Annotated in this window: 27 protein-coding genes; 16 read left to right on the top strand and 11 right to left on the bottom strand. The window is 65.9% G+C overall.

Annotated features, from left to right (window positions below; translation table 11 throughout):
* The first annotated feature begins 57 nt into the window (after positions 1-57).
* Genes ccoG through ccoS form a run of 4 tightly spaced genes read left to right on the top strand, consistent with a single transcriptional unit; the run spans position 58 to position 4,353 of the window.
* Positions 58-1,491, top strand: coding sequence for a cytochrome c oxidase accessory protein CcoG (gene ccoG / locus D1012_RS05110; protein WP_118150268.1), 1,434 nt, complete (start codon positions 58-60; stop codon positions 1,489-1,491).
* The gene (locus D1012_RS05115) at positions 1,492-1,950 is read left to right on the top strand and encodes a FixH family protein (RefSeq protein WP_118150269.1); all 459 of its coding nucleotides are present in this window, start codon (positions 1,492-1,494) and stop codon (positions 1,948-1,950) included.
* 4 nt (positions 1,951-1,954) lie between these two features.
* Positions 1,955-4,171, top strand: a complete 2,217-nt coding sequence (locus D1012_RS05120; protein WP_118150270.1) for a heavy metal translocating P-type ATPase — start codon at positions 1,955-1,957, stop codon at positions 4,169-4,171.
* On the top strand, positions 4,171-4,353 hold the full coding sequence (gene ccoS / locus D1012_RS05125; RefSeq protein WP_118150271.1) for a cbb3-type cytochrome oxidase assembly protein CcoS: 183 nt from the start codon (positions 4,171-4,173) through the stop codon (positions 4,351-4,353). The genes D1012_RS05120 and ccoS overlap by 1 nt, the downstream gene beginning before the upstream one ends.
* Here the strand turns inward: ccoS and D1012_RS05130 are convergent.
* The 3 genes from D1012_RS05130 to D1012_RS05140 all read right to left on the bottom strand — a co-directional run bounded on the left by D1012_RS05130 (position 4,340) and on the right by D1012_RS05140 (position 7,656).
* Positions 4,340-5,020, bottom strand: coding sequence for a fumarylacetoacetate hydrolase family protein (locus D1012_RS05130; RefSeq protein WP_118150272.1), 681 nt, complete (start codon positions 5,018-5,020; stop codon positions 4,340-4,342). The two genes, ccoS and D1012_RS05130, sit on opposite strands and share 14 nt — an antisense overlap.
* Before the next feature lie 3 nt (positions 5,021-5,023).
* Positions 5,024-6,781, bottom strand: coding sequence for a D-alanyl-D-alanine carboxypeptidase family protein (locus tag D1012_RS05135; protein ID WP_118150273.1), 1,758 nt, complete (start codon positions 6,779-6,781; stop codon positions 5,024-5,026).
* 164 nt (positions 6,782-6,945) lie between these two features.
* On the bottom strand, positions 6,946-7,656 hold the full coding sequence (locus tag D1012_RS05140; protein WP_118150274.1) for an HAD family hydrolase: 711 nt from the start codon (positions 7,654-7,656) through the stop codon (positions 6,946-6,948).
* A gap of 164 nt (positions 7,657-7,820) precedes the next feature.
* On the opposite strand from D1012_RS05140, the gene clpS reads away from it, so the two are divergent.
* Genes clpS through D1012_RS05155 form a run of 3 tightly spaced genes read left to right on the top strand, consistent with a single transcriptional unit; the run spans position 7,821 to position 9,988 of the window.
* On the top strand, positions 7,821-8,141 hold the full coding sequence (clpS, locus tag D1012_RS05145) for an ATP-dependent Clp protease adapter ClpS (protein ID WP_100196244.1): 321 nt from the start codon (positions 7,821-7,823) through the stop codon (positions 8,139-8,141).
* 24 nt (positions 8,142-8,165) lie between these two features.
* The gene (locus tag D1012_RS05150; protein ID WP_118150275.1) at positions 8,166-9,152 is read left to right on the top strand and encodes a class I SAM-dependent methyltransferase; all 987 of its coding nucleotides are present in this window, start codon (positions 8,166-8,168) and stop codon (positions 9,150-9,152) included.
* Positions 9,153-9,178: 26 nt separating this feature from the next.
* Positions 9,179-9,988, top strand: coding sequence for an SDR family NAD(P)-dependent oxidoreductase (locus D1012_RS05155; RefSeq protein WP_118150276.1), 810 nt, complete (start codon positions 9,179-9,181; stop codon positions 9,986-9,988).
* Here the strand turns inward: D1012_RS05155 and D1012_RS05160 are convergent, their stop codons facing one another.
* On the bottom strand, positions 9,989-10,393 hold the full coding sequence (locus D1012_RS05160) for a hypothetical protein (RefSeq protein WP_118150277.1): 405 nt from the start codon (positions 10,391-10,393) through the stop codon (positions 9,989-9,991).
* 113 nt (positions 10,394-10,506) lie between these two features.
* Between D1012_RS05160 and hemF the strand changes: the two genes are divergently transcribed.
* From hemF to aqpZ, 4 genes are all read left to right on the top strand, one after another.
* Positions 10,507-11,382, top strand: coding sequence for an oxygen-dependent coproporphyrinogen oxidase (hemF, locus tag D1012_RS05165; protein WP_118150278.1), 876 nt, complete (start codon positions 10,507-10,509; stop codon positions 11,380-11,382).
* Positions 11,373-11,981, top strand: coding sequence for a LysE family translocator (locus D1012_RS05170; protein ID WP_199489440.1), 609 nt, complete (start codon positions 11,373-11,375; stop codon positions 11,979-11,981). The genes hemF and D1012_RS05170 overlap by 10 nt, the downstream gene beginning before the upstream one ends.
* A gap of 3 nt (positions 11,982-11,984) precedes the next feature.
* Positions 11,985-12,344: a hypothetical protein gene (locus tag D1012_RS05175; protein ID WP_118150279.1), complete on the top strand. Its 360-nt coding sequence runs from the start codon at positions 11,985-11,987 to the stop codon at positions 12,342-12,344.
* 101 nt (positions 12,345-12,445) lie between these two features.
* Entirely contained in the window at positions 12,446-13,135 is a 690-nt protein-coding gene (gene aqpZ / locus D1012_RS05180) for an aquaporin Z (protein ID WP_118150280.1), read from the top strand.
* Positions 13,136-13,254: 119 nt separating this feature from the next.
* Here the strand turns inward: aqpZ and hemE are convergent, their stop codons facing one another.
* On the bottom strand, positions 13,255-14,286 hold the full coding sequence (gene hemE, locus D1012_RS05185; RefSeq protein WP_118150281.1) for a uroporphyrinogen decarboxylase: 1,032 nt from the start codon (positions 14,284-14,286) through the stop codon (positions 13,255-13,257).
* Between the two features lie 87 nt (positions 14,287-14,373).
* On the opposite strand from hemE, the gene hemC reads away from it, so the two are divergent.
* Together hemC and D1012_RS05195 are read left to right on the top strand one after the other, a co-directional pair.
* A complete protein-coding gene (gene hemC, locus D1012_RS05190; RefSeq protein ID WP_118150566.1) occupies positions 14,374-15,318 on the top strand; it encodes a hydroxymethylbilane synthase in 945 nt (314 codons plus the stop codon).
* 47 nt (positions 15,319-15,365) lie between these two features.
* Positions 15,366-16,133 carry a phosphotransferase gene (locus tag D1012_RS05195; protein WP_118150282.1) on the top strand — a complete coding sequence of 256 codons (768 nt, stop codon included), beginning with the start codon at positions 15,366-15,368 and terminating at the stop codon, positions 16,131-16,133.
* On the opposite strand, the gene D1012_RS05200 is transcribed toward D1012_RS05195, so the two are convergent.
* The 3 genes from D1012_RS05200 to D1012_RS05210 form a co-directional block, all read right to left on the bottom strand.
* Positions 16,114-17,322 (bottom strand): MFS transporter, encoded by a 1,209-nt coding sequence (locus D1012_RS05200; RefSeq protein ID WP_118150283.1) that lies wholly within the window; start codon positions 17,320-17,322, stop codon positions 16,114-16,116. The two genes, D1012_RS05195 and D1012_RS05200, sit on opposite strands and share 20 nt — an antisense overlap.
* Position 17,323: 1 nt before the next feature.
* Positions 17,324-18,745 (bottom strand): FAD-binding oxidoreductase, encoded by a 1,422-nt coding sequence (locus D1012_RS05205; protein WP_118150284.1) that lies wholly within the window; start codon positions 18,743-18,745, stop codon positions 17,324-17,326.
* Positions 18,746-18,924: 179 nt separating this feature from the next.
* Positions 18,925-19,614 (bottom strand): arylesterase, encoded by a 690-nt coding sequence (locus D1012_RS05210; protein WP_118150285.1) that lies wholly within the window; start codon positions 19,612-19,614, stop codon positions 18,925-18,927.
* Here D1012_RS05210 and D1012_RS05215 point away from each other — a divergent pair.
* Both D1012_RS05215 and D1012_RS05220 read left to right on the top strand, forming a co-directional pair.
* Positions 19,613-20,311 carry an ABC transporter ATP-binding protein gene (locus D1012_RS05215; RefSeq protein ID WP_118150286.1) on the top strand — a complete coding sequence of 233 codons (699 nt, stop codon included), beginning with the start codon at positions 19,613-19,615 and terminating at the stop codon, positions 20,309-20,311. The genes D1012_RS05210 and D1012_RS05215 overlap by 2 nt on opposite strands.
* Positions 20,308-22,836 (top strand): ABC transporter permease, encoded by a 2,529-nt coding sequence (locus D1012_RS05220; protein ID WP_118150287.1) that lies wholly within the window; start codon positions 20,308-20,310, stop codon positions 22,834-22,836. The genes D1012_RS05215 and D1012_RS05220 overlap by 4 nt, the downstream gene beginning before the upstream one ends.
* A gap of 124 nt (positions 22,837-22,960) precedes the next feature.
* Here D1012_RS05220 and D1012_RS05225 read toward each other — a convergent pair whose 3' ends face one another.
* Genes D1012_RS05225 through D1012_RS05235 form a run of 3 tightly spaced genes read right to left on the bottom strand, consistent with a single transcriptional unit; the run spans position 22,961 to position 25,370 of the window.
* Entirely contained in the window at positions 22,961-23,611 is a 651-nt protein-coding gene (locus tag D1012_RS05225) for an HAD family hydrolase (RefSeq protein ID WP_118150288.1), read from the bottom strand.
* On the bottom strand, positions 23,608-24,171 hold the full coding sequence (rsmD, locus tag D1012_RS05230) for a 16S rRNA (guanine(966)-N(2))-methyltransferase RsmD (RefSeq protein ID WP_118150289.1): 564 nt from the start codon (positions 24,169-24,171) through the stop codon (positions 23,608-23,610). The genes D1012_RS05225 and rsmD overlap by 4 nt, the downstream gene beginning before the upstream one ends.
* Entirely contained in the window at positions 24,168-25,370 is a 1,203-nt protein-coding gene (locus D1012_RS05235; RefSeq protein ID WP_118150290.1) for an NAD(P)/FAD-dependent oxidoreductase, read from the bottom strand. The genes rsmD and D1012_RS05235 overlap by 4 nt, the downstream gene beginning before the upstream one ends.
* A gap of 79 nt (positions 25,371-25,449) precedes the next feature.
* On the opposite strand from D1012_RS05235, the gene D1012_RS05240 reads away from it, so the two are divergent.
* Positions 25,450-25,938 carry a peroxiredoxin gene (locus D1012_RS05240; protein ID WP_118150291.1) on the top strand — a complete coding sequence of 163 codons (489 nt, stop codon included), beginning with the start codon at positions 25,450-25,452 and terminating at the stop codon, positions 25,936-25,938.
* The last annotated feature ends 91 nt before the right edge of the window (positions 25,939-26,029 follow it).

Raw genomic sequence — 26,029 nt, forward strand, 5'->3', positions numbered from 1 at the left:
TTGCCAGACGCCCCGGCGTAGGAAAGACCCGAATAAGCCAAAGATCGGAGCCACGTTGTGAGCACCCCAGAAGCCACCGACCCCCCCAGCCTTTACGCCGCGCGCGAGCCGATCTTTCCGCGTCGCGTCTCGGGCACCTTCCGCAACCTGAAGTGGTGGCTGATGGCGCTGATGCTGGGCATCTACTACATCACCCCGTGGATACGGTGGGACCGTGGTCCCAGCTTGCCCGATCAGGCGGTTTTGCTCGATCTGGCGCATCGGCGGTTCTTTTTCTTCATGATCGAGATCTGGCCGCACGAGTTCTACTTTGTCGCCGGTCTTCTGGTCATGGCGGGCCTTGGCCTGTTCCTGTTCACCTCTGCCGCCGGGCGGGTCTGGTGCGGTTATGCCTGTCCGCAAACGGTCTGGACCGATCTGTTCATTCTGGTCGAACGCTGGGTCGAGGGCGACCGCAACGCCCGCATCCGTCTGCACCGCCAGAAATGGGATGCCGAAAAGGCCCGCAAGCGCGCGGTGAAATGGACAGCATGGTTCCTGATTGCCATGGCGACCGGCGGGGCATGGGTGTTCTACTTCACTGATGCGCCGACGCTGATGGTTGATCTGTTCACCGGGCAAGCCAGCGCCATAGCCTACCTCACCATCCTGATCCTGACTGGCACCACCTTTGCCTTTGGCGGATTCGCCCGCGAACAGATCTGCATCTACGCCTGCCCCTGGCCGCGCATTCAGGCCGCGATGATGGACGAAGACACACTGACCATCGGCTATCGCGACTGGCGCGGCGAGCCGCGTGGCAAGCTGCAAAAGGGCGCCATAGCGGAAGGGCAGGGCGATTGCATCGACTGCATGGCCTGCGTCAACGTCTGCCCGATGGGCATCGACATCCGCGATGGTCAGCAACTGGCCTGCATCACCTGCGGGCTGTGCATCGACGCCTGCAACGACACGATGGACAAGATCGGCCGCCCGCGCGATCTGATCGGCTATCTGGCGCTGACGGACGAGACCGCCGAACGCGCCGGGGCAAAGGCGAAATCGGTGTGGAAACACGTGTTCCGCCCCCGCACCATCCTGTATACCGTGCTTTGGGCCGGGGTCGGCATCGGGCTGATCGTGGCCCTGTTCCTGCGCTCGCCGATTGATGTCAACGTGACTCCGGTGCGCAACCCCACCTTTGTCACCCTGTCTGACGGGACCATTCGTAACGCCTATGACGTGCGCTTGCGCAACAAGCAGGGTGCGGATGCGGTGTTCACCATCTCGGTGCCCTTCGACACCGGCCTGAATGCCGAGCTGGAAGGGCTGTCGGGCCTGTCGGTCACCGTCAATGCCAATGAAACCCTGTCGCAGCGGGTCTATCTGAACGCGCCGCGCGGGTCAGAACCCGCCACCACCGACCGCACTCAGGTCAGGATGTGGTTCGAAGAACTGGGCACCACGAACCGGGTCCATCATGATACCGTGTTCAACGGAAAGGATGAATAAATGTCGGAATTCACCGGGCGCAAGATGGCCATCGTCATGGTCAGCTTCTTTGGCGTGATCATCGCCGTCAATTTCCTGATGGCCTACAAAGCCGTCAGCACCTTTCCGGGGCTGGAGGTGAAAAACTCCTATGTCGCCAGCCAGCAGTTCGACACCATTCGCACGGCTCAGAAAGACCTGAACTGGACGATGACGCCGGACTATGATGCCGCCGACCGCAGGCTCTATCTGGCTTTCACCGATGCCGATGGTCAACCGGCCCAGCTCTCGGACCTGTCGGTGCTGATCGGGCGCTCCACCGCCGCGCGTGATGACCAGACTCCGGAGTTCATCTATGCCGCCAATCTCTGGACCACGCCGATTGATCTGGAACCCGGCAAATGGCTCTTGCGGGTCGAGGCCCGCGCCGTCGATGGCACGCTGTTTTCGCAGCGCGTCGGCATTCTGGTGAAAGGCTGACCCCATGACCCTCGCCGCCGGACCTCTCGATCAGGGTGAACCGATGCGCGCCAGCCTGTCGGCCTGCCCGGCCTGCGTCGCCGCCCCGTCGGCCGAGCGTCTGGCACAGATGGCGCAGCCCACCAGTGCCCGGCTGATGCTGTCAGTGCCGCTGGCGCATTGCGCGCTGTGCATCTCGACGCTGGAACAGGCGATGAGCGCGGTTCCCGGCGTCACCTCGGCCCGGCTGAACCTGACGCTCAAGCGGATCAGCGTCGAGGCAGAGCCATCGGTCACCGCCGACACCCTGATCGCCGCCGCCGCCAGCGCAGGGTACGAGGCGCATGAGCTGGACCCCGGCCTGTTGTCCAGTACCGAAACCGACCGTCAGGGCCGCGACCTGCTGATGCGGCTGGGTGTGGCGTTCTTTTCCATGATGAACATCATGCTGTTGTCGGTCGCCGTCTGGTCCGGGGCCGAGGATGCCACGCGCGACATGTTCCACTGGATCTCCGCCGCCATCGCGCTGCCCACCGTGGTCTTTTCCGGACAGCCGTTTTTCAAATCCGCATGGCGCAGCTTGCGCGCGGGTCGGCTTGGCATGGATGTGCCGATCAGTCTCGCCCTGATCCTCGCCTCGTCGATCTCGTTGTTTGAAACCTGGATGTCGGGCCATCACGCCTATTTCGACGCCGCTGTGATGCTGACGTTTTTCCTGCTCTTGGGCCGCTATCTTGACCACCGCACCCGTGCGGTCGCCCGCTCTGCCGCCGAGGAACTGGCAGCACTTGAGGTGCCACGCGCCGCCGTCCTGCGCGACGGGGTGGAAACGGTTGTCAGCATCACCGAGGTCGCCGTGGGCGATCTGGTCCGTGTCCGCCCCGGTGGCCGGATGCCGGTTGATGGTGTGGTGACAGATGGCACATCCGAACTCGACCGCTCGCTCCTGACCGGCGAATCGCTTCCCGCTTATGCCGGAGTCGGCTCGGTCGTCTCGGCGGGCGAGGTGAACCTCACCGGCCCACTGACCCTGCGGGTGACCGCGGCGGGCAAGGACAGCAGTTTGCACCGCATGGCCGATCTGGTGGCAGTGGCCGAATCCGCCCGCACGAAATACACCAGCCTCGCTGAGCGAGCGTCGGCGCTCTATTCGCCGCTGGTGCATATCCTGTCCTTTGCCGCCTTTGGCTTCTGGATGTGGAAGACCGGCGGCGATCTGCGCTATGCCGTCAACATCTCTGCTGCCGTGCTGATCATCACCTGCCCCTGCGCCCTAGGCCTTGCCGTGCCCGCCGTAGTCACCTCCGCCTCTGGCCGCCTGTTCCGCAAGGGCCTGTTGATCAAGCAGGGCACCGCGTTGGAGCGTCTGGCCGAGGTCGATACCGTGGTGTTCGACAAGACCGGCACCCTGACGATGGGCGCGCCGGAGCTGACCAACATGGACACCCATCCGCGCAGCGCTCAGGAAGTTGCCTATGCCCTCGCCGGGGCCTCGTCGCACCCGCTGGCCATGGCGCTGGCCGATGCCGCGCGTCGCGCTGGCCTGCGCCCGGAACGGGTCGAAGACATCCGCGAAGTGCCGGGTTACGGCGTTGAGGGGGTCTGGAAGGGCACCCGCGTCCGCCTTGGCCGCGCCGGATGGTGCGGCGGGGAGGGGCTGGACGTGACCGCCACCTACCTGTGCACCGGCACCGGCACCCCTCGCGCCTTTACCTTCGCCGACCGCCTGCGCCCCGGTGCCGAAACCGCCATCGCCGCGCTGAAGGCCCAAGGCATGGACATCAAGCTGATCTCCGGCGACGTGGCGGGTGCTGTGCGCGAACTGGCCGACCGTCTGGGCATCACCGACTGGACAGCAGGCGCGCTGCCGGCCGAGAAGGCGCAGGCCGTGGCCAGCCTGACCGCGCAGGGCCGCCGCGTGCTGATGGTCGGCGACGGGCTGAACGACACCGCAGCCCTCGCCTCGGCCCATGTTTCGATCTCCCCCGCCTCGGCGCTCGATGCGGCGCGGGTGGCGTCTGACATCGTGCTGTTGGGGCAGGATATGTCGCCGATTGCCGATGCTGTCCGCATCGCGGGCCAGTCAACCCGGCGTATCCGTGAGAACTTTGGCATCTCTGCTCTGTACAACGTGGTCGCGGTGCCGCTGGCGCTGGTCGGCCTCGCCACCCCGCTCGCGGCGGCACTGGCGATGTCGCTGTCGTCGATCACCGTCTCGCTCAACGCGCTAAGGCTGAAGTAATGGAAATTCTCGGACTGCTGATCCCGGTCTCACTGATCCTCGGCGGCCTCGGCCTCGCCGCGTTTTTCTGGGCGATGCGCACCAAGCAATTCGACGACCCCGAAGGCGACGCCAACCGGATCCTCACCAAAGAATATGACGACAAGCCAAAGCCCGACGCGCCCGACGTCAGGAAATCGTGACCGCCGCAGGCTCCAGCCCGTCAATCGTCACCGTGCAGACCTGCCCGCGCGCAACCGGCCCCACGCCCGCAGGCGTGCCGGTCATGATCAGATCGCCGGGGGCCAGTTCGACCAGCCGCGACAGATAGGCGATCACCGCAGGCACCGGCCAGATCATGTCTGACAACCGCGCCTCTTGCCGCACGTCGCCATCCACCAGACAGCGAATCATCGCATCGGCCGCCACCGGGCCGCGCCGCAACGTACCGATCACGGCAGAGCGGTCAAAGCCCTTGGCCATATCCCAGGGCCGCCGCGCCGCCTTGGCCTGCGCCTGCATATCGCGCCGGGTCAGATCATTGCCCGCCGCATGGCCCCAGATCAGGGCTTCGGCCTCAGCCTCGGACAGCATGACCCCGCCCCGGCCCAAGGCGACCACCAACTCGGCCTCATGGTGCAGATCGGCGGTCGCGGGCGGATAGGGAATCGTGCTGCCCCCCGCCACCACCGCATCGGCGGGCTTGGTAAAGAAAAACGGCGGCTCGGCATTCGGATCATGCCCCATCTCGCGGGCATGTTCGGCATAATTGCGCCCGACGCAGAAAATCCGCCGCACTGGAAAGCGGTCCGAGGTTCCGGCAATCGCCAGACCAACCGGGGCAGGGGGGGCAAAGACAAATCCGCTCATCGTTTACGGCCCGATCGCAAAGCATTGCACCGCACGGGCCTGCAACCGGCGGCAGGCAAGGTCTGCCTGATCCTGCGTCAGCCCCATGAAATTGGCGTCATAGCCACCGCCGCGCTGCACCACCTTGCGCAACCCGTCATTCAGGATCGCACTCTCGGCCAGCTGGGTTTTCAGCAGCAACCGCTCCGCCGAAGAGCGCGAGTTGAACTTGCCCAGATGCACGCCCCAATGCCGCGCGTTCGAGGTGGAAAGCCGGATCACCACCGGCTCCTCCACCGCACGCGCCTGCGGTGCATCTGCCACGCGGTCAAAGATCGGCGCATTGCGCTTTGGCGGCGCCGAGGCTGCCGGCGCAAGCACTGCCGCCACCTGCATCGGTTCGGTCACCATCAGCTCATCTCCGGGCAGGGCAGAATCAGGCAGGGCGGCAAACTGTTCTGCCTGCGCGTCCAGCGTCGGCTCGGCGGCCATCGCCACCGCCTGCGCCTCCAGCGTGCCCGGTTCCGGGACCACTTCCGGCGCAGCGGCAACCACCACTTCTGCAGGAATTTCCGGCGCACTTTCCGGGGCCACTTCTGCCACCAGCGTCTCTGGTCGTGCGGGCGGGGGGGCAATCGCCGGTGGCTCAACCGCAGCTGAAGCCGCAGCCACCGCTTGCGCGTCCATCGTGCCCGCAGGCGCAGGCCCGCCGACCGCTTCGGCCAGGGCCGCAGCGATACTGTCTTCGATCGCGGCCACGGCCACCTCAGCCGCAGCCACCTTGCCCGCATCCGGGCGGGTCACCGGACGCGGCGATTTCGCAACCGCCGTCTGCAGGCGAATCGTCTTGCCCGCGCCACCCTCCACTTCGGGAAGCGGATCGGCCTGCGCCATCAGCGCCGCCTCTACATCTGCCGAATAGGAAGGCACCGGCGGCACGTTGGTCGGCGCATTCGCCGGGGCGCGCTTGAAGCCCAGATCCAGCAGTTGCGCCACCTTGGCATTGCGCGCCGCAGTCGAGGCCCCGCCAAACACCGTTGCAACAATCCGCACATTCCCGCGCTCAGCCGAAGCAGTCAGGTTGAATCCGGCGGCATTGGTAAAGCCGGTCTTGATGCCGTCCGCGCCAGTATAGGCGTCCAGAAACCGGCTGTTGGTGTTGCGCACCTGCGCCACGCCGGCATCGGTCGAGCGCCGCGAGAAGATGTTGTAATACTGCGGGAAATCGTAAAACAGCCGCCGCCCCAGCGTGTTCATGTCGCGCGCCGTCGACAGATGCCCGTTGGCCGTCAGCCCGTTCGCGTTCTTGAAGGTCGAATTGCGCATTCCCAGCGCTTTGGCCGTCGCGTCCATCCGCTTGGCAAATCCAGCCTCGGACCCGCCGATATGGTCGCCCAGAGCCGAGGCCGCATCATTGGCTGATTTGGTGGCCGCAGCGCGGATCAGATAGCGGACCGAAATTTTCTGCCCCGCCTTGAGCCCCAGCCGCGACGGTGGTTTTGACGCTGCATTCTTCGTGACCGTGACCAGCGTGTCCAGCGACAACCGCCCGCGCTGGATCTCATCAAAGGTGATATACAGCGTCAGCATTTTGGTCAGCGAGGCGGGATGCAGCCGCGTATCGGCGTTCTCGGCATGCAGGATTTCACCCGTGCGGGCATCCTGCACAATCGCGGCATAGGGGGCTGCACCTGACGGCTGTGGGGACGAACAGGCCGCCACCACGATAAATGCCACCAGACAAACGAAATTGCGGGCATGACGCCCCAGAAGCGTTGTCATGATGTCGTTCCTTGCTCTGCCTCGGTCCGCCCCGGATTTTTGAATGGAGCGTGATTTGTGGCAAAGCTAGCACAGCAGATGATTCCGCAAAACCCCGGAAATTCAAGGGCTTTGCGGTTTATCCTCAGGTTGTGATAATTCAGGCGATTGCTTTGCCCCGCGCCCTATATTTTGTGGCTGCCTTGCAGCGTTTCCACCAGATCGGGCAGACCGCCCAGATCGGTCAACTGGCGGAACCGCGTGTGGCCCTCTGGCGTCTCGGCATGCTCCAGCGCCCAGGTCAAACCATGCGGCACATGCACCCCCCAGCCGCCCACATCCAGCACCGGCAGGACATCGGATTTCAGTGAATTGCCCACCATCATCGCCTGTTCCGGCGCCACGCCATGCCGGGCAAAGATCGCCGCATAGACCCCCGGCGTCTTGTCCGACACGATCTCCACCCCGTCAAACAAATCGCCCAGACCCGACTGCGCCAGCTTGCGCTCCTGATCCAGCAGATCGCCCTTGGTGATCAAGAGCACGCGGTGATCCGCCGACAGTGACTCCACCGCCTCACGCGCATGGGGCAGTAGTTCAATCGGGTGGCGCAGCATCTCACGCCCCGACGCCATCAGATCGCTGATGACAGACGCAGGAACCCGGCCATCGGTCACCTCAATCGCAGTCTCGATCATCGACAGCACAAAACCTTTGATGCCAAAGCCATAGTGCCCGAGGTTGCGCCGTTCTGCCGCCAGCAACCGCTCGTGCAGGTGATCGTGACCGGCATAATCGCTCAAAAGCGCGACAAACCGCTCTTGTGTCAGGCGGAAAAACGCCTCGTTCTGCCACAAGGTATCATCTGCATCAAAACCGATTGTGGTCAGGGTCATCGCGGCCTCCGTCTGCGGATCTTCATGCCCGCTTTACCTGTTTGTCGCAATCCTGTGGGCGACACTCTTTCCCCACGGCCAAAAACCTCTATATTGCGCGCAGAACCCAATCCTCCGAATCCCCCTTGCATGAGGCACCGCCCGTGAACCACTTTCCCCATTCCATGTCGGACAAGACCGATGGGCCGGGCAATGACGCGGGGCTGCTCACCAAGACCAAGACCCGCACACAGCGCCCGCCGATGTACAAGGTGATGTTGCTGAACGATGATTATACACCGATGGAATTCGTGGTGCATGTGCTGGAACGGTTCTTTGGCCTCAACCATGCACAGGCGTTTGAAATCATGCTGACCGTCCACAAAAAGGGCCTCGCCGTCGTCGGCGTATTCTCGCATGAGGTGGCCGAAACCAAGGTCGCACAGGTGATGGATTTCGCCCGCCGCCACCAGCACCCCCTCCAATGCACGATGGAGAAGGAATAGGCCCCGCGCCTGTTCCGAACATATATGCGCTCCACACGCCTTGATTTCGCTCTTGAAAGCGGTGCCCTCGTCTTGCCGCCCGAAGGTCCGGTTGTGATCTATCGCCCGCGCGAAGGCGATGATCTGTCCAGCATTTCCATCGCCCGCATCCATGTCGCCACCGGCTTTCGCCCCGATGCCGAATGGTTCAACGCGCGTGGCTATCAGGCGGCCGAGGGGCCGCCCTATGCCGCCGCCGTCGTTTGCCTGCCGCGCTCGCGCGATGCCGCTCGTGCGCTGATCTCGCGCGCAATGGTCGAGGTGGTGCCGGGCGGCCCGGTCGCGGTGGATGGCCAGAAAACCGATGGCATCGACAGCATTCTCAAAGACTGCCGCGCCATGGGGCTCAGCATGTCCGGCCCGCTGTCAAAGGCGCATGGCAAGATCTTTGTGTTGCAGGCCGGGGCTGATCTGACCGGCTGGGATGCCCGCCCGCGCCTGATCGAAGGCGGGTTCCAGACCCTGCCGGGCATGTTCTCTGCCGACGCGCCCGACCGGGGTTCGGTTCTGCTGGCGCAGGCCCTGCCGGAAAAGCTGGGCACCCGCGTCATCGACCTTGGCGCTGGCTGGGGCTATCTGTCCCGCGCCATCCTCAGCCGGTCCTCGGTGGCGGAGCTTGATGTGGTCGAGGCCGAGCAGGATGCGCTCGATTGCGCTCAGGTCAATGTCGAAGACCCGCGCGCCCGCTTTCACTGGGCCGATGCCCGCAGCTTCAAGCCGATGCGCCCGGCGCATGCGGTCGTGATGAACCCGCCGTTCCACGCCGGGCGCGACGCTGATCCGGCGCTGGGTGTGGCGTTTTTGCGGGCAGCTGCGTCGATGCTGGTGCCTGATGGCACCCTTTGGCTGGTCGCCAACCGCCATTTGCCCTATCATCAGCCGCTGACCACCCTGTTCCGTCAGGTCGAAGACATCGGCAATGACTCTGCCTTCCGGCTGACCCGCGCAAGCCACCCGGTCCGGGCGCGCTAATCCCCTTTCCCAACACTGAGGCTCGCATGTCCCTCTCCATCTCCGGCAAGACCGCCATTGTGACCGGCGCGGCAAAGGGCATTGGCCTTGCCGTTGCCCGCCATTTTCAGGCCAAGGGCGCAAATGTGATGTTCGTCGACATCGACGAGACCTGTCTCGAATCGGAATTGGGCGCAGAGGCCCGCGCCGAAGGGTCGATCCGCATGTTCACCGGCGATCTGCGCGAAAAGCTGACCATTGCCAACCTGCTGTCGGCCACCATCGACGCCTTTGACCGGGTGGATATCTTGGTGAACGCCAGCCGCCGCATGGCGATTTCCGACCCGCTGAACGCCGAGGATGATGCGGTCGAAATGCTCTGGCAGGAAAACGTGATGACCAGCCTGCGCCTGTCGCAGATGACCGCCAAACGCATGATTGCCCAGGCCGAGAAATCGGGTACCGAGGAATCGCTGATCGGCGCGATCATCAACATCTCGTCGATCGCGGGCAGCAAGACCCAGCCCGGCCTGCTGGGCTATTCGATGGCCTCTGCCGCCGTCGATCAGATGACCCGTTCGCTCGCCGTCGCGCTTGCGCCAAAGGGCATCCGCGTCAACGCCGTCGCCATCGGCTCGGTGATGAGCGCGAGCCTGAAAACCGCGCTCAAGGACACCCCCGACTGGCGCGAGGCCATTGTGGGGGGCACGCCCCTTGGACGCATCGCCGCCCCGGATGAGCTGACCGAGGTGATGCAGTTCCTGGCCTCCGATGCCTCCGGCTTCATGACTGGGCAGGTGTTGCAGGTGGATGGCGGGCGCGGTCTGCTGGACCGCGTGGTGATCCCCGCCTTCTGATCATTCCGGGTATTGCGCCTTGCACTGTGCAATCGCCGGGCTTGCGGCACGTGCAAGTGACGCGCGCTTGTCGCGCATCGATGCCAGTTTCTGCGCCTCTGCCCGCAGGTCAATCGCCTTTGGTTGGGTGACTGTCTCGGACACTTCGCGCAGGCACATCTCGGGTGGCGGCGGCGGAGGGGCCGGTTGCCCTTCGACCGGGGTCTCGCGCGTCACCGGGCAGCGCACCCAGCGGTCGCGATAGGTGGTAACCTCTTCCAGCGCGTAGCCGCGCGCCAGATTGCCCTCGCTTTCCACGATCAGCCGGTCAAGGATCCGCACATCCCGCGTCTCGCGCGCGATGCAACGTTCTTGCGGGGTGCCACAAGCGGCAAGCAGCAACAAAACAACCAGACTGCGGCGCATGGAATCCTCCGGTATTGCCAAGGCTTCACTATACGCCCCCGCTGCGGCAAATGCCATGTTGGCGCGGGGGCGGGCATTTGCTAGGCAGAGGCAACAGGCGAGGGGAGCAACCAATGACCGACCAATTCGATGCCCGCAAGGCCCGCGCAGCGGCATGGTTCCGCACCCTGCGTGACCGGATCGTGGCGTCCTTCGAGGCGCTGGAGGACAGCCACGGCACAGGAACCCCCGGCCGGTTCGAGGTCACCCCCACCACCCGCGCCGATGGCGGCGGCGGGTTGATGAGCGTGATGCGCGGTGGCCGCGTGTTCGAAAAGATCGGCGTCAACGTCTCCGAAGTGCACGGCACGCTGGGCGAACGCGCGCAAAAGGCGATGGCCGCGCGTGGCGTTCCGGGCATGGAAAGTGACCCGCGGTTCTGGGCCTCGGGCATCAGCCTTGTCGCCCATATGGTCAACCCGCATTGCCCCGCCGTCCACATGAACACCCGCATGTTCTGGACCCCGCATGCGTGGTGGTTCGGCGGTGGCGCCGACCTGAACCCGGCGCTGGAATATGCCGAGGATACCGCGCATTTCCATGCCGAAATGCAGCGCGCCTGCGATGCCCACGACCCGGCCTATTACCCGCGCTTCAAGGCCTGGGCCGATGAATACTTCTTTGTCCCGCACCGGGGCCGCGCCCGTGGGGTGGGCGGCATCTTTTACGACGACCTCAACACCGGCGGTGCCGCGTCTGACACGTGGGACGCCGATTTCGCCTTTACCCAAGCCGTCGGCTCCGCCTTTCTGCCCGCCTTTGTGCCCCTGACCGAACGCCGCATCGCTACGCCGTGGACAGACGCCGACCGAGAAACACAGCTGATCCACCGGGGCCTTTATGCCGAGTACAACCTCGTTTACGACCGGGGCACGAAATTCGGGCTGGAAACCGGCCATGACGCCAATGCCGTGCTGATGAGCCTGCCGCCCATCGCCAAATGGACCTGACCCAGCTTCCGGCTTTTGCGCTGACCTCACTCCTGATCGAGCTGACGCCGGGACCGAATATGGCATGGCTGGCCCTGCTGGCGGCAACCGAAGGCCGCCGTCTTGGTTATGCCGCTGTGGCAGGCGTCTGTCTGGGCCTTGCCTTGATCGGCTTTCTGGCAGCGTTGGGCCTTGCTGCGCTGCTGCAGGCGCAACCTTTGGCGTATCAGGCTTTGCGCTGGGCGGGGGTTGCCTATCTGCTCTGGATCGCATGGCAGACTTGGCGCGGGGCAGAGGCGGAAGAGGGCGGTGCCGGGGCGGGGGCCTCTGCGCTGGCGCAGTTCCGGCGCGGGCTGATCACCAACCTGCTGAACCCAAAGGCGGCGGTGTTCTTTGTCACCGTGCTGCCGGGTTTTCTGTCGCCCACCGCTCGCTTTGCCGAAGTGTCGGTGCTGTCCTTCACCTTTGTCGCCATCGCCACCCTGATTCACGCCGCCATTGTCACCGCCGCTGGCACTGCCGCAGTATGGCTTGCACAGGGCCACCGCGTCAGGCAAACCCGGCGCATCATGGCCCTCGCGCTGGTCGCCGTGGCGCTCTGGCTACTCACAAGGACTTGACCCATGGCCGATATCACCATCCACGCCGCCTATGCCTCGGTTGTCGAAGATGACGAAGACGGGTTTCTGTTCATCGGTTTCGCCCAGGGCGAGGAAGAGGACGAACCCTACGCCCTGTTCCGTCAGCCGCTCACCGGCGGGCCGGTCTGGTTCGCGGTGAATGACGAAGATTTCGGGGCCGAAGACGCGGTGCAAGGTATCACCCGCGACGCCAAGGGGTTGACCATCACCATCCGCCCCGAGCATGTGGCCAGCTTTGGCTGGGCCGCCACCGTCGCCATCCGCATCGGCCCGCAGACCGAAGATGCCGATCAGGCGCTGGCCGCCCTGCATGACATGTTTGGCGAATCTTTCCCCCTCTGACCTGCGCTGAAATCTCTTGGCGACAGGGCTCTGCCAACCGTATGTCTTGTGACATGCGGGCAGCAGACCCGCCAAAGGGAACAGTGTAGGGAACCATTATCATGAGAAAGCGTCTGTCTGCTGAATTGATCGGCACGTTCTGGCTGGTGTTGGGGGGATGTGGCAGCGCGGTTCTGGCCGCGGGCTTTCCCGATGTCGGCATCGGCCTTTTGGGCGTGTCGCTGGCCTTTGGTCTGACCGTGCTGACCATGGCCTATGCCGTGGGCGGCATCTCGGGCGGGCATTTCAACCCCGCTGTCAGCCTTGGCCTTGCCATTGCGGGCCGGTTCGAGATGAAGCACCTGCCCGCCTATTGGGCAGCACAGGTCGCGGGTGCGGTGCTGGCGGCGCTGGTGCTCTATGTGATCGTCTCGGGCAAAGGTGACTTTGCCGGGGTCGGGGGCTTTGCCTCCAACGGCTACGGCGCGGCCTCGCCCGGCGGGTTCAGCCTGACGGCAGCGCTGGTGACAGAGGTGGTGATGACCGCCATTTTCCTGATCATCATCCTTGGCGCCACCGCCAGAGGGGCCGCCGCAGGCTTTGCCCCGCTCGCCATCGGCCTTGGCCTGACCCTGATCCATCTGGTGTCGATCCCGGTCACCAACACCTCGGTCAACCCGGCCCGCTCGACCGGGGTGGCGCTGTTTGCCGACGGCCCGGCACTGGCACAGCTCTGGCTGTTCTGGCTTGCCCCGCTGGCCGGGGCCGCCATCGGTGCGATGATCTGGCAGGCGCTTCTGGCCGACGACTGAACGACGACGGAACGAGAGGCGGGGTGAACCCCGCCCTACCCATGCACGGCAACAGCGCCAAACGACCGGGCACCCCGGCCAGACCAGCGTAGGGCGGGGGTCTCCCCGCCCTCCACGGTTCAGGCGCTGCGCACCGTATCAATCATCCGCTGCACATTGTCCGGGTCGGCATCCGGCGTGATTCCATGGCCCAGGTTGAAGATATGCGGACCCTTGCGGAACGCATCCACCACCCGCCGCGTCTCGCGCACCAGATCGTCGCCGCCCGTCACCATATGCACCGGCGACAGGTTGCCCTGCACACAGCCGCCCGGCTGCACATGCTCGGCCGCCCATTCCGGGGTCACCGAATTGTCGATCGCCACGCAATCCGCCCCCACCGCCTTGGCAAAGCCGACATACCCCTCCCCCGCCTCGCGCGGGAAGGCGATCACCGGCAGGCCGGGGTGCAGGGTTTTCAGCGCGGCAATGATCTTTGCTGCCGGTTTCAGCGCGAAATCGGTGAAATCCGCGCCCTTCAGGCTTCCGGCCCAGCTGTCAAACAGCTTCACCACCTCGGCCCCGGCCTTTACCTGTTCCGACAGATACAGCACCGTCGCATCGGTGATGATGTCAATCAACGCCACAAAAGCCGCCCGGTCCGAGGCTTTCAGCACATGCGCGGCACCCTGATTTTTCGACCCGCGCCCGGCGATCATATAGGTGGCCACCGTCCACGGCGCCCCGGCAAAGCCGATCAGCGTGGTTTCCTTTGGCAGCTCCCGCGCCAGAATCTTCACCGTCTCATAGACCGGCGACAGCGTGTCATGGATCGCCTCAATCGGCTTCAGCGCCTGCACCTGCGCCATGGTTGTGGTGGTCTCCATCCGTGGGCCTTCGCCCTCGACAAACCACAGTTTCGGCCCCAGCGCCTGCGGCAACAGCAGAATGTCAGCAAACAGGATCGCCGCGTCAAAGCCATAGCGCCGGATCGGCTGCAAGGTCACCTCGGCGGCCAGATCGGGGTTGTAGCACAGCGACAAAAAGTCGCCCGCCTGCGCCCGTGTCGCGCGATACTCCGGCAGGTATCTTCCCGCCTGACGCATCATCCAGATCGGCGGCGTCGGAAGAATCTCGCCTTTCAGCGCGCGAAGGATGGTCTTTTCGGTCATTCTGGGCTCCTTTGCCCCATGGGTCCGACGTGCGCCTTGCCTTGTCAAGAGTTGTCAGGCCAGGATGACAGTTGTATGCCGGAAGCCATGATGCAAAACCTGCCCACCCCCGCCCAACCCCTCAAGATCGGAACCCGTGGTTCCCCCCTTGCCCTATGGCAGGCGCATGAGGTGCGGCGCAGCCTGATGGCTGCGTTCGACCTGCCCGAAGCGGCGTTTGAAATCTGCGTGATCAAGGTGATGGGCGACCAGATTCTTGACAAGGCGCTGAAAGACATCGGCGGCAAGGGCCTGTTCACCCGCGAGATCGAAGAGGCGCTGCTGGATGGCAGCATCGACATCGCGGTGCATTCGATGAAAGACATGCCGACGCTGCAACCCGACGGCCTGATCCTCGATTGCTACCTGCCGCGTGAAGATGTGCGTGATGCCTTTGTCAGCCCGCATGTCGCCGGTCTCGCCGATCTGCCGCAGGGCGCGGTCGTCGGCTCCTCCAGCCTGCGCCGCCGGGCGCAGCTGCGCCTGAAACGCCCCGATCTGCAACTGGTCGAGTTTCGCGGCAATGTGCAGACCCGGATGAAGAAGCTGCAGGATGGCGTGGCCGTCGCGACCTTCCTTGCCATGGCGGGCCTCAACCGGCTGGGCATGGCGCATATGGCCCGGTCGGCAATCGAGACGGACGAGATGCTGCCCGCCGTGGCCCAAGGGGCCATCGGGATCGAGCGTCGCAGCAATGATGCCAGGACCGCCAGCCTGCTGGACGCGATTCACGACACGCCCACCGGCCTGCGCCTGAACGCCGAACGCGCCATGCTTGCCCGGCTGGACGGCTCCTGCGAAACTCCGATTGCCGGACTGGCCACGCTGGACGGCGCAAGCCTGCACCTGCGCGGTGAAATCCTGCGCCCGGACGGGTCAGAATCGATCACCGGCAGCCGCTCTGGCCCCGCCGCAGATGCAGCCGCGCTGGGCACCGATCTGGCCGAGGAATTGCTGTCAAAAGCCCCTGCCGGATTCTTCAGCTGGCGTTAAGCCGTCCGGCTCTTAAACTTCTGTTACATTGGTGTTACATTGCACTGATGTCCGACTCTGATTCACACCCGTTGCCAAAACCCGTGGCCTATGCCCTTCAGGCCGCGCTCCGCCAACCCCCCCAACGCATCCGGGCGCTTGCTTTGCCGGATGGCGGGCGGGTCTGGCTCAAGCGGGTGGAACAGGCCACAGGGCGGATGCGGCTGCAAAAGGGTGATGGCCTGTCGGCCTTTGTCGCCGAACGCGAGGCGCTGCACCTGCTGCATGCCAAAGGCGTGCCGGTCCCCGAGGTAATCGCCGAAGGCACCGATTACCTGCTGTTGCCCGACCTTGGCCCCAATCTTTCCGCGCTGATCAAGGATCCCACAATCCCCGCGCCCGACCGCAGCGCCGCCTTTGCCGCCGCAGGCGCGGCGCTGGCCGGGCTGCACCGGGCGGGCTACGCGCATGGCCGCCCGGCCTTGCGCGATTTCTGCTGGCAGGCGGGGCAGTTGCGCATGATTGATCTGGAACGCTTCCGCAACCGCAAGCGCAGCCGCATTGTGCGGGCCATGGATGTGGTTATCTTTGTCCACAGCTGGTTCGCGAACGACCGGGGCATGACTCCGGGTGCGGAACTTGACGCCGCCATCAGCGCCTATCGCGCCGCCGCCCCCGCCGGGCTGTGGCGCGCGGTTGCGCGGCTGACCCGGCTGCTTGCGCCGCTCGATGGGCTGGCCCGTGCCGTGGCCCGGTTCAGCAAACCGTCAAAGGATGTGGCGGCGATCCCGCCCGCGCTGGCATGGCTGCGTCAGGTTACACAAGATCCGGGCTGACCCGCCTGCGATCCGCCAGCCACAGCCCCAGGGCCCCCGCAATCGCAATGGTGCCGCCCAGAGCGGCGGTCAGCGCATAGCCGCCAATCGCGACACCCGCGCTGAAGGCCAGCGCCGCCATCACATCTGCCACCAGCTTTTGCAGCGCCAGCATCGACGCCGCTGTGCCGGGCCGCCCCACCATCAGATCCTGATAATAGGAAATCGGCAGGATCAGCATCGCCACCCCGCCCAGGCCCGCCGGCAGCGTCATCGCCCAGATCCACGCCGACCCCGCCAGAAACGGCAGCGCGATCAGGTGACTGACATACAGGACGGTGCCCCAGAAAATCAGCTTGGGCCGCGATACATGCGCCAGATAGCGCGGCAGCAGCAGCATGAACGGCACCTCCCACCCCGCCACCATACCGATGTACAGCGCAGTATCCGCCGCATCGCGCCCCGCCGTTTCGGAAAACACCAGCGCGGCGAGGATCATGTAAAGCACCCCCGCCGAGGTCACCGCGCCAAGGCACAACAGCCGCAACGCCACCTCTGGCCGCGCCAGCTGCGCCAGTGCCGCCCCCAGCCGCAGGCCTGAAGGCTGGTCGGCCCATCCGGTCTGCCCGTCACGCGGCCACCAGCCCCAGATCAGCGCCAGCAACGCCAGACTGGCCACGCCGCCTGTGGCATAGGTCAGCATCACATCCGCCCCCCTGCCAAAGGCAAAGGTCCAGAACACCAGCATCAACAGAAACGTCACCGACATCGCCGCCCGCACCGTCGCCTGTATCCCCTCGCGCTGTGCGGGAAGGCTCTGTGTGGCCAGCCGGTTCAGCGCAAAGGCCTGACCGAAGATCGACGAGGCCACCGGCAGCAGAATCCCGTTGCTCAGGACAAAACTGACCGGGCCGGGTGCAAACACCATCAACGCTGTCCCCGCCGCGCCAATCAGCGCCGTGATCAGCGCCAGCCGCCGCCGGTTCGCCTTCTGGTCCGACAGAATGCCCAACAGCACCGAAGTCACCACCGCCACGACCGAGGCCAGCACAAGCACCAGCGCAAACACCGGCTCGGACAGGCCCAGTACCTCGATCCCGATCAGTGACTGATAGGGGTAGAGCGAGGCGTTGATCAGCCCCATCAGCCCGATCACCCCCGCCAGCATCCTGAACACGGGCGTTGCCAGAACCGTCTGCAGCGCGGTCACGTCAGGGGGTGCTTTCTGTCGGAATGACCTTGCCGGGGTTCATCCTGCCCTCAGGGTCCAGCGCCGCCTTGATCGCCCGCATCACATCCAGCGCAACCGCATCCTTGCGCCGCGCCATCGACGACAGCTTTGACAGGCCCACGCCATGCTCTGCCGAAAAGCTGCCGCGCAGCTCGGCCACCACATCCTCGATCATCGTGATCACACGGTCATAGGTGGCCTCAGAGCCATCGACCGGGAAGGCGGTGAAGTGCAGATTGCCATCGCCCATATGCGCCACCACCATGGCTTCATGCGCCTGATCTATCGCTTGCAGGCGCGTGTGGATCGCCGCCAGAAACTCCGCCGCCCGGTCCAGCGGTACGGCAATGTCGGTGTCGACAAACGGCCGCCGCGCAAAGGTGATCTCTGCTGCGGCCTCACGTCGCGCCCACATCGCGCGGCGCTGCGCCTCGCTTTGCGCGACGATGGCATCAAGGATCAACCCTTCCTCCATGAGCGCCGCCACCGTGACCTCCAGCAGCCCGCTCAGCGGCACCGACCCGTCCTCGCCCGCGTCACACAGCGCGGGCGCGGTGGCGCCCAGCTCGGTCAGGATCGTCACCTCCGGCACCTCGGCAAACGGCAGCCCCAGATCGGGCCGCACCCCGGCCAGCCGCCGCATGTAACTGGCGGGCATGAATTCAAACGCTTCCACCAGCCCGCCCGACGCCTCCTGCAGCCGGTTGAGCAGCACCGACGCATCGGCAAGGTTGCGCAGGGCCAGCGTGGCCGTGGCATAGGCGCGCGGGGCAGGGACCAGTTTCATCACCGCTGCGGTGATGATCCCCAGCGTGCCCTCGGCCCCGATGAACAGATCGCGCAAGGCGTAGCCGGAGTTGTCCTTGTGCAGCGACGACATCAGGTTCAGCACCCGCCCGTCGGCCAGCACCACCTCCAGCCCCAGACACAACGCCCGGGTCGAGCCATAGCGCAGCACGTTCGAGCCGCCCGCATTGGTCGACAGCACGCCGCCGATCATCGCCGACCCACGCGCACCGAACCACAGCGGAAAATACAGCCCCTGATCCGCCGCCGCGTCATGCAGGGCCGACAGGATCACCCCCGCCTCCACCGTGGCAATCCGCGTCACCGGGTTCAGATCGCGGATGCGGTTCATCCGCTCCAGCGCGATCAGCAGACCGCCTTGGGTGTACGTGCCGCCCACCAGCCCGGTATTGCCCGAGACCGGCACCACGGCCACCCCATGCCGCGCCGCCAGCCGCAGGCAGGCCGAAACCTCGCCCGTATCGCCGGGCCGCACCACCGCCACCGGCTGGCCGGGATACTTCCCGGTCCAGTCCTGCGCATGGCGGTCCATATCGGCACCAGTTAGCACATGGGCCGGGCCCAGCAGGTCTGTCAGATCAGCAATCAGGGTCATCGCGCCATCCTTGCACGGGCTGCCCGCGACGGGCCGCCCAGCAATGACCCGACACGGGCCGCGCATCAAGCCCTTGCGGGCGGTCTTCGCTACTGGCTGCGCTTATTCTTTACCCGGTCGCGCGCAGGAAGAATGCGGATGCCTCCGGCGGGAGTATTTGGCAAGCAGCAATGGCAGGGTCAGTCCAGCTGTTCCACCAGAGTGAGGATCTGCGGGCCAAGACTTTCGACCGCGCGTTTCACGCCCGCCGCATTGGGGTGGATGCCATCAGCCTGCATGTAGTGCGAAATCTGGCCGGGATCGGTGGCATCGGGGTCGATCAGGCCGAAATAGCTGTCTACCAGTTGCGCGCCATATTGCCGCGCCAGTTCGGGATACAGCCGGTCAAAGGCCTGCTTATACTCGGGGCCGAAATTGCCCGGCGCGGCCATGCCGATCAGCAGCACCGGCAGCTGGCGCGTCTGCGCCTCGGTCAGGATCGCCTCGATATTGGCGCGGGTGACGGTGGGTTGCAGCCCGCGCAGCAGGTCATTGCCGCCCAGCGTCACGATCAGGGCATCCACCTCTGGCGTCAGGCTCCAGGCCAGCCGCGACAGGCCCCCGGCCGAGGTATCGCCCGACACGCCGCCGTTGAGCACGGTGACATCGGCACCTTGCCCGTCCAGCCACGCGTTCAGCTGCGGCACCAGCCCCTCGCCCTCGGGCAATCCGTAGCCGGCTGTCAGGCTGTCCCCCAGCGCGAAAACGGTCACGGGTTCGGCATAAGCCATGCTGGAGACGGAAAACGGTAACGCCAGCGTGAAGGTCAGGTTGCGCAGGCCGCGCAATGCGCCATATGCAACAGGGGACAGAATAAAGGAAAACATCATGGGTCAGACCGTTCTGGCGTTGAAGGATGCGACGCTGACACTGGCAGGCAATGCCGGGCCGGTCGAGATTCTGAAGGGCATCACCCTCGACGTCGCGCAGGGCGAGACATTGGGGCTGATCGGTCCGTCCGGGTCTGGCAAGTCGTCACTCCTCATGCTGATGGGCGGGCTTGAGCGCGCCACATCGGGGTCGGTTCTGGCGCTGGGGTCGGATCTGACCGCATTGGACGAAGATGCCCTCGCGCGCTTTCGTAGGGGGAATATGGGGGTGGTGTTCCAGTCTTTCCACCTGATCCCGACAATGACCGCTTTGGAAAACGTTGCCGTGCCGCTGGAACTGGCGGGCGTGTCCGATGCGTTTGCCCGGGCCGCAGCGGAATTGCAGTCGGTGGGCCTTGGCGCGCGGATGGACCATTACCCCACGCAACTGTCGGGCGGCGAGCAGCAGCGCGTGGCCCTCGCGCGCGCCGCAGCCCCGCGCCCGGCGATTCTGCTGGCCGACGAGCCGACCGGCAATCTGGACGGCGTCAACGGCGCCGCGATCATGGACATGCTGTTCGGCCTGCGCGACCGCCATGGCGCGACGCTGGTTCTGGTAACCCACGCGCCGGAACTGGCCGAGCGCTGTGACCGCGTGGTGCGGCTGGCCGATGGCCGCATCGTCGGCGAAGACCGGATGAAGGCGGCGGCGGAATGAGCGCCGTGGCGGGTTGGCCTCTTGCATGGCGACTGGCCCGGCGCGAATTGCGCGGCGGCTTGCGCGGTTTTCGCATCTTCCTCGCGTGTCTGGCGCTGGGGGTGATGGCGATTGCCTCGGTCGGCATGGTGCGTGCTGCGATCGAGGCGGGGTTGCGCGATCAGGGCGCGGTGCTGCTGGGCGGCGATGCGCAGATGGAATTCACCTATCGCTTCGCCGATGAGGCCGAGCGCGCCTATATGGCGGGCATCTCGACCGGCCTGTCCGAAGTGGTCGACTTCAACTCCATGGCCGTGCGCGGCGAGGACACCGCGCTGACCCAGATCAAGGCGGTCGATGCCGCCTATCCGCTCTTGGGCGCGGTGGAGCTGGAGCCTCAGATGCCGCTGGCCGACGCGCTTGCCCCGCAGGACGGCTTGCCCGGCGCGGTGATGGACCGGGTGCTCGTCGACCGGCTGGGCATTGTGCCGGGCGATACCTTTCGCCTCGGCGTGCAGGAGTTCCGGCTGGGCGCGGTGCTGGTCCGCGAACCCGACTCCGCGACCCAAGGCTTTACGCTTGGCCCCCGCACCATGGTACTGACCGCCGATCTGGCGCAGTCCGGGCTGATCGGGCCGGGCTCGCTGTATGAAACCGAATACCGGTTGCTGCTGCCTGCGGGCAGTGATCTGGCGGCGCTGGAGGACCAGACCGAGGCGCTGTACCGTGACAACGGCGTGCGCTGGCAGGACAGCCGCCGCGCCACGCCGGGGGTGGAGCGCTTTGTCGAACGCATGGGGTCGTTCCTGATCCTCGTCGGGCTGGCCGGGCTGGCAGTGGGCGGGGTGGGCGTGTCTTCCGCCGTGCGCGCCTATCTCGATGGCAAGGTCTCGACCATCGCCACGCTGAAAACGCTGGGGGCCGAGGGGAACACGATTTTTCGCATCTACCTGATGCAGATCGCGGTTCTGGCCGGGATCGGCGTGGCCATCGGTCTGGTGCTGGGCACCGTGATCCCGATGCTGCTGGCGCCGGTGATTTCGGCGTCCCTGCCGCTGCCGGTGATCTTCCGGCCCTATCCGATGCCGCTCTTGGAGGCCGCGTTTTACGGGCTGACCACGGCTTTTGTCTTCACCCTCTGGCCGCTGGCCCGCACCCGCAACCTGCGCGCCGCCGCGCTGTATCGCGGCGCGGGGCGCGAGGGCTGGGCCGGATGGCCCGCGGCCATCACCGTGGCCGGGCTTCTGGGGCTGCTGGTCGGCGGCGCGGTCTGGTTCTCCGGTGTGCCGGAACTGGCGCTGGGCTCTGCCGCCGGCATCGCCGGGGCGCTCGCGGTGCTGGCCGGGGCGGCGTGGCTCTTGCGCCGTGCGGCCAATGGCCTTGCGCGGTCAGCTCTCGCGCGGGGCAGGGTTGCGCTGCGTCTGGCACTCGCTGCCATTGGCGGGCCACGGGCCGAGGCGACCAGTGTGGTGCTGTCGCTGGGCCTTGGCCTGTCGGTGCTGGCCGCTGTTGGTCAGATCGAATCCAACCTGCGCCTTGCCATCGCGCAGGATCTGCCCGAGCGCGCGCCGTCCTACTTCTTTGTCGACATCCAGCCCGACCAGATCGACGGCTTCCTTGCCCGCGTCAATGACGACCCGGCAGTGAGCAAGGTCGAAAGCGCGCCGATGCTGCGCGGCGTGGTCACCCAGATCAACGGCCGCCCGGCGCGCGAAGTGGCGGGCGAGCATTGGGTGGTGCGGGGCGATCGCGGCGTGACCTATGCCGCCAGCCCGTCGGAAAACACCACTGTCACCGAAGGCACATGGTGGCCCGCTGATTACACCGGCGATCCGCAGATCAGCTTTGCCGCCGAAGAAGCGGCCGAGATCGGGCTGAAGCTGGGCGACCAGATCACCACCAACATTCTGGGCCGCGACATCACCGCCACCATCACCAGCTTCCGGCAGGTCGATTTCTCCAGCGCCGGCATGGGGTTTGTGATGACGCTGAACCCCGCCGCGCTTGCTGGTGCCCCCCATACCCACATCGCCACCGTCTATGCCGAGCCGGAGGCCGAGGCCGCGATCCTGCGCGACCTGTCGCGCGCCTATCCCAATATCACCGCGATCCGCGTCAAGGATGCCATCGACCGGGTGACCGAGGCTCTGGGGGCCATCGCCACCGCCACCGCCTGGGCGGCGGCGGCCACCCTGCTGACCGGCTTTGTCGTGCTGATCGGCGCTGCCGCCGCAGGCGAGCGCGCGCGGGTCTATGAGGCGGCGGTGCTGAAAACGCTGGGGGCCACACGGGGCCGCATCCTTGCCAGCTTTGCCCTGCGCTCCGCGCTGATGGGGGCTGCTGCCGGGCTGGTTGCCATCGTGGCGGGCGGTCTGGCAGGCTGGGCGGTGATGGTGTTCGTGATGGACAGCAGCTACCGCTTCGAGCCGGTTTCGGCGCTGGCCATCATTCTGGGCGGGGTGCTTGCCACCCTTGCCGCAGGCCTCGCCTTTGCCCTGCGCCCGCTGTCAGCCCGTCCGGCACAGGTGTTGCGCTCGGCAGATTGAAAAGAGTGAAGAAAATGGAGCGCGCTTCGCGCGCGTTCTTTTTATCTCGCCTCTGTGGCTGCGCCACAACCGGCTCGGGTTTGCGCGCCGCGCGGGGATATTTGTAGACAGAAAATGGGCGAGGTCAGCGCAGCCCGATCAGGCGGGGCAGGTCGGCCATGTCGAAAAACGGCTCTGCGCCCACGGCCACCAGCCGTTCGGCAGGGGTATGCGCGGCATAGCCCAGACAGCGCATCCCGGCGGCTTGTGCCGCCCGTGCGCCGGTCGGGCTGTCCTCCACCACCACGCAATCGGCGGGGGCAACACCCAGTTGCCGGGCCGCGTGCAGATACAGGTCGGGCGCCGGTTTCGGCGCACCCAGCGTCTGGCCGGAGTAGAGATGGCCGCCGAACCGCGCGATCAACCCGGGGCTCTGGCCCAGCGTGATCTGCATCTTTTCATCAGACCCGTTCGAGCCCATGGCAAAGGGTATGCCCGCCGCCTCCAGCGCGTCGAGCACGTCAAGAATGCCGGGGATCAGCGGCGTGCCTTTGCCCAGATGCGCATAAAGCCGCTGGTAGAAATCCTCGACCCAAGTGTCGGGCAGCGCCGCCCCCGCATCCCGGGCGCGGGCCGCCACATCGGCCATGGTGCCGCCGATGAAATCGCGGGCGATCACCTCGACCGTCAGATGCAGCCCATGATCGGCAAACTCGCCCACCAGCAGGTCAAAGGTCATGCCTTCGCTGTCCACCACCACGCCGTCACAGTCGAAAATCACAGCTTTGGGGGTCATCCGGGCATCCTGAGCAGCGTCACACTGGTATCGCCATATCTGCGCTGGTCGAGGAGGTCCAGCCCGGCGGGCGGCACCGGGGCCGTGCCCTCTTCCCAGACGACCACCGCAGCGGGGGCGAGCCAGCCGCCCGCGCGGCAAGAGGCAATCGCCTTTTCGCCCAGACCCTTGCCATAGGGCGGATCAAGGAACACCAGATCAAAACCCGCGCCCCGGTTCTCGCCCAGCTGCGTCGCATCGCGCCGCCAGACCTCGGTTTCCGCTTCGGCCCGCATCAGCGCGATGTTGCGCCTGACCAGCGCGAGGCCCGTCTTGCCATCCTCGACAAAGCTGGCCTGTGCCGCGCCGCGCGACAGCGCCTCCAGTCCCAGCGCGCCAGTGCCGGCAAACAGATCCAGCACCCGCGCGCCCTGCACCAGATTGCCATGGCCGCCGTTCAGCAACAGGTTGAAGATCGACTCGCGCACCCGGTCCGATGTCGGGCGCAGATGCGCCAGCGCATCGCCCGCCCCCACCGGGGCCAGATGCAGCCCGCGCGACCGCCCGCCGATGATCCTCATCGCAAGAGCGCCTTGAGATCGGTGGCCGGGTCCGCCACCACCTCGGGCGCGGGCGATTTGCCCGCCTCGATCAGCCGTTTGCCGACCATATACGCCCGGGCGTCGTTCATCGCATCCAGCGCCAGCAGCCGGTCGCCCTGATAATACCAGAACGACACCGCCCCCCCCTCGCCGGGGCGGGTGATGATCCGGTCATAGCCGGTGTTCAGCCCGGCGATCTGCAACTTGCAGTCATACTGATCGGACCAGAACCATGGCCGCGCCTGATATTCCTTGCCCGCGCCAAGGATATTGGCGGCAACGGTTTCGGCCTGATCAATCGCATTGCCCACCGATTCCAGCCGCAGCCGCCCAGCCCTCCATGGAAAGGACGCGCAATCGCCCGCCGCCCAGACATCCGGGGCCGAGGTGCGGCCAAAGGCATCGGTGGCGATGCCGTTGTCGATCACGATGCCTGCCGCCTGCGCCACCGCCGTGTCAGGCAGGATGCCCACGCCGACAAGCACGAAATCCGCCGCAATCTCGCGCCCGTCCGACAGCCGCGCGCCGGTGACGCGCCCCTCGCCCAGCAGCCGCTCCAGCCCGGTCGACTCCAGGATCGTCACGCCATGCGCCGTGTGCAGCGCTCGGAAATAGTCCGATGTCTCCGGTGCCGCCACCCGTTGCAGGATACGCGGCGCCATTTCCAGCACCGTGACCTGCAGCCCCAGCTTGGCCGCCACCGCCGCCGCCTCCAGCCCGATATAGCCGCCGCCGACAATCACCACCCGGCGGCCGGGCTGAAACTCTGCCCGCATTGCATCCACATCCACCAGTCCGCGCAGGGTGTAGACCCCGGCCAGACCGCCCCCCATCGCAGCGGGCAGACGGCGCGGCGTTGACCCGGTGGTCAGCGCCAGCGCGTCATAGGGGATCACCTCGGCCCCCAAGGTCACCGTCCGCGCCGCCGTATCCACTCCGGTCACCGGCGACCCCAGCCGCAGGTCCACCCCCTGATCGGCCCAGAACTCCGGCGCGCGCAGCCACAGCCGCTCGGCCTCCATCTTGCCCATCAGATAGGCTTTCGACAGCGGCGGGCGCTGATACGGCGGCGCGGTTTCCGCGCCGATCATGGTGATCGGCCCCGTATGCCCCAGCCCGCGCAGCTTTGCCGCCAGCGCTGCCCCGGCCTGTCCCGCCCCGATGATCACCACGCGCATGCCATATTCCTCTGGTCGCCCAACGGGCCGGACCCTATATCTGGCGACAGTCAGAACGCAACGCGAGAGGGACACCACCATGACGATTTCTGTAGGCGACACGCTGCCAGAGGCAACCCTGATCAAGCTCGGCGACAAGGGGCCAGAACCCGTATCGCTGCAAGATCTGGCGAAGGGCCGCAAGCTGGTGCTGTTTGCCGTGCCGGGCGCGTTCACGCCGACCTGCCATTCGGCGCATGTCCCCAGCTTTATCCGCACCAAGGACCAGTTCACCGCCAAAGGCGTGGACGAGATCATCTGCGTGTCCGTCAACGACCCCTTTGTGATGAAAGCCTGGGGCGAGGCGACGGGCGCCACCAGTGCCGGTGTCACCATGCTGGCCGATGCCGATTCCGGCTTTACCAAGGCGATGGGCCTTGCCTTCTCTGCTGCGCCCGCCGGGCTGATGGACCGCTCCAAACGCTACGCGCTTTATGCCGAGGATGGCGTGGTCAAACAGCTGCATCTGGAGGAATCGCCGGGCACCTGCGAGATTTCCGGCGGCGAGGCGCTTCTGGCCGCGATCTGACCAGACCAAACCACCATCCGCCCCCGGCGCTTCCCCTCCCCCTCGTGGGGAGGGGTCAGGGGTGGGGGGCGGTGCAGGACATGCGCCACGC

The sequence above is a fragment of the Pseudotabrizicola alkalilacus genome, from assembly GCF_003443995.1.
GTDB classification, from domain to species: Bacteria; Pseudomonadota; Alphaproteobacteria; order Rhodobacterales; family Rhodobacteraceae; genus Pseudotabrizicola; species Pseudotabrizicola alkalilacus.